The sequence below is a fragment of the Hydrogenophaga pseudoflava genome (assembly GCF_031020795.1).
GTDB classification, from domain to species: Bacteria; Pseudomonadota; Gammaproteobacteria; order Burkholderiales; family Burkholderiaceae_C; genus Hydrogenophaga; species Hydrogenophaga pseudoflava_A.
Window position 1 is genome coordinate 1 of sequence record NZ_JAVHJP010000005.1, and the last position, 3,082, is coordinate 3,082.

At 60.9% G+C, this 3,082-nt stretch carries 3 protein-coding genes; all 3 read right to left on the reverse strand.

All coding sequences use genetic code 11. From position 1 onward, the window contains the following. A partial coding sequence (locus tag RCO38_RS16220; RefSeq protein ID WP_308329836.1) for a GTP-binding protein occupies positions 1–131 on the reverse strand: 131 nt, incomplete at its 3' end. A gap of 114 nt (positions 132–245) precedes the next feature. Then, complete coding sequence (fusA, locus tag RCO38_RS16225; RefSeq protein ID WP_308329390.1) at positions 246–2,348, reverse strand: elongation factor G; 2,103 nt, start codon at positions 2,346–2,348, stop codon at positions 246–248. Positions 2,349–2,446: 98 nt separating this feature from the next. After that, a complete protein-coding gene (rpsG, locus tag RCO38_RS16230; protein WP_066160156.1) occupies positions 2,447–2,917 on the reverse strand; it encodes a 30S ribosomal protein S7 in 471 nt (156 codons plus the stop codon). Between the last annotated feature and the right edge of the window lie 165 nt (positions 2,918–3,082).

Genomic DNA, 3,082 nt, shown 5'->3' on the forward strand with positions numbered 1-3,082 from the left:
GCGGCGCCACCGAACTTGGCAGCCAGCACCGTGGTGATGGCAGCCGTCAGGGTGGTCTTGCCGTGGTCCACGTGACCAATCGTGCCCACGTTCACGTGCGGCTTGGTCCGCTCAAATTTCTCTTTTGCCATTGCAAATACCTCTGTTGAAAGAACAAAACCCGTGATTGTTTAACGTCTCCGGCCCGAGCCCGCCACGGGCAGCTGGCTCACCGCGCGGGGCGGCGCCGAAGACAGTTCTGTTGATTACTTCGCGCGTGCCGAGATGATGGCTTCCTGCACGTTGCGCGGAGCCTCCGAGTAGTGCTTGAATTCCATCGTGTAGGTGGCGCGGCCTTGCGTGGCCGAACGCAGCGCGGTGGAATAGCCAAACATTTCGGACAGGGGCACTTCGGCCTTGATGGCCTTGCCGCCACCGACCATGTCGTCCATGCCCTGCACCATGCCGCGGCGGGACGAGAGGTCGCCCATCACGGTACCGGCGTAGTCTTCCGGCGTTTCCACTTCCACAGCCATCATGGGCTCCAGAATGACCGGCTGGGCCTTCTTGCAGCCTTCCTTGAAACCGAAGATGGCAGCCATCTTGAACGCCAGTTCGTTCGAGTCCACGTCGTGGTAAGAACCGAAGTGCAGCGTCACCTTGACGTCCACCACCGGATAACCGGCCAGCACGCCTTGCGTCAGCGCCTCGTTCACACCCTTTTCCACCGCAGGGATGAATTCGCGCGGCACCACGCCACCCTTGATGGCATCGACAAACTCGAAACCCTTGCCGGCTTCCTGCGGCTCGATCTTGAGCACGACGTGGCCGTACTGGCCCTTGCCGCCAGACTGACGCACGAACTTGCCTTCGGCCTCTTCCACGGTGCCACGAATGGTTTCGCGGTAAGCCACCTGCGGCTTGCCGACGTTGGCCTCCACACCGAACTCTCGCTTCATGCGGTCCACGATGATTTCCAGGTGCAGTTCGCCCATACCGGCGATGATGGTCTGACCGGATTCTTCGTCGGTGCGCACGCGGAACGACGGGTCTTCGGCAGCCAGGCGGTTCAGGGCAATACCCATCTTTTCCTGGTCGGCCTTGGACTTGGGCTCCACCGCCTGGGCAATCACAGGCTCGGGGAAAACCATCTTTTCAAGGGTGATGATGGCGGCAGGATCGCACAGGGTTTCACCCGTGGTCACGTCCTTCAGCCCCACGCAGGCAGCGATGTCACCAGCACGGATTTCTTCCACTTCCTGGCGGTTGTTGGCGTGCATCTGCACGATACGACCAATGCGCTCCTTCTTGCCCTTGACCGCGTTGTAGACGGTGTCGCCTTTCTTGAGCACGCCGGAATACACGCGCACGAAGGTGAGCTGACCCACGAACGGATCGGTCATCAGCTTGAATGCCAGGGCGGACAGCTTCTCTTCGTCGTCGGCCTTGCGGGATGCCGGCTCTTCGTTTTCGTTGGTGCCGGCCACCGGGGGAATGTCGACCGGCGAAGGGAGCAGCTCGACCACGGCGTCCAGCATGCGCTGCACACCCTTGTTCTTGAACGCGGTGCCGCACAGCATCGGCTGGATTTCGCAGGCCAGCGTGCGGGCACGCAGACCGGCAGTGATCTCGGCTTCGGACAGGTCACCTTCTTCGAGATACTTGTTCATCAGCTCTTCGGAGGCTTCGGCCGCGGCCTCAACCATCTTCTCGCGCCACTCCTTGGCCTGCTCGACCAGGTTGGCGGGGATGTCTTCGAAGGTGAACTTCATGCCCTGGGACGCTTCGTCCCAGATGATGGCCTTCATCTTGCGCAGATCGACCACGCCGGTGAAGTTGTCTTCGGCGCCGATCGGGATCACGATCGCCACGGGGTTGGCCTTCAGGCGCAGCTTCATCTGGTCGTAGACCTTGAAGAAGTTGGCACCGGTGCGGTCCATCTTGTTAACAAACGCGAGACGCGGCACCTTGTACTTGTTGGCCTGGCGCCAGACGGTTTCCGACTGGGGCTGCACGCCACCCACGGCGCAATACACCATGCAGGCGCCGTCCAGCACGCGCATGGAACGCTCCACCTCGATGGTGAAGTCCACGTGGCCGGGGGTGTCGATGATGTTGAAGCGGTGCTCGGGGAAGGAGTTGTCCATGCCACGCCAGAAGCAGGTGGTGGCAGCGGACGTGATCGTGATGCCACGCTCCTGCTCCTGCTCCATCCAGTCCATGGTGGCGGCGCCGTCGTGCACTTCACCGATCTTGTGGTTCACACCGGTGTAATACAGGATGCGTTCGGTCGTGGTGGTCTTGCCGGCGTCGATGTGGGCCGAGATACCGATGTTGCGGTAACGCTCAAGAGGCGTGTTGCGTGCCATGAAAATTCTCCAAAATTAAGTACCAAAGCCCGCGACCCTTATGGGGCCCGCGGGCTCGCTTCTGAAAGGCTACCGGGCGGGCATGACGCCCGCGTGAATCAGAAGCGGAAGTGGCTGAACGCCTTGTTGGCTTCGGCCATGCGGTGCACTTCGTCACGCTTTTTCATGGCGCCGCCACGACCTTCGGTGGCCTCGACCAGCTCGTTGGCCAGGCGCTGGGCCATGGACTTTTCGCTGCGCTTGCGGGCCGCTTCCTTGATCCAGCGCATCGACAGCGCCAGACGGCGCACAGGGCGCACTTCAACGGGCACCTGGTAGTTGGCACCACCCACGCGGCGGGACTTGACTTCCACCATGGGCTTGACGTTGTTGATGGCGGTCGAGAAGATTTCCACCGGGTCTTTGCCGGTCTTCTTCTCGATCTGCTCCAGCGCACCGTAGATGATGCGCTCGGCAACCGCCTTTTTGCCGCCTTCCATGATCACGTTCATGAACTTGGAGAGCTCGACATTGCCGAACTTGGGATCCGGCAGGATTTCACGTTTAGGGACTTCGCGACGACGTGGCATTTTTTACCTCTGCATTGCTTCAGTTGGCGCCTTTTCAGACACCGCGAGAGCCATCCGAAGCTCTCACTTACTCGACCCGCACGGAACAGCCCGTGTTTGGGGTCACTACGTTTGCACCACCTGCCAGGCGGGACAAACACCGAAATCTCAGGAAGATCAGGCCTT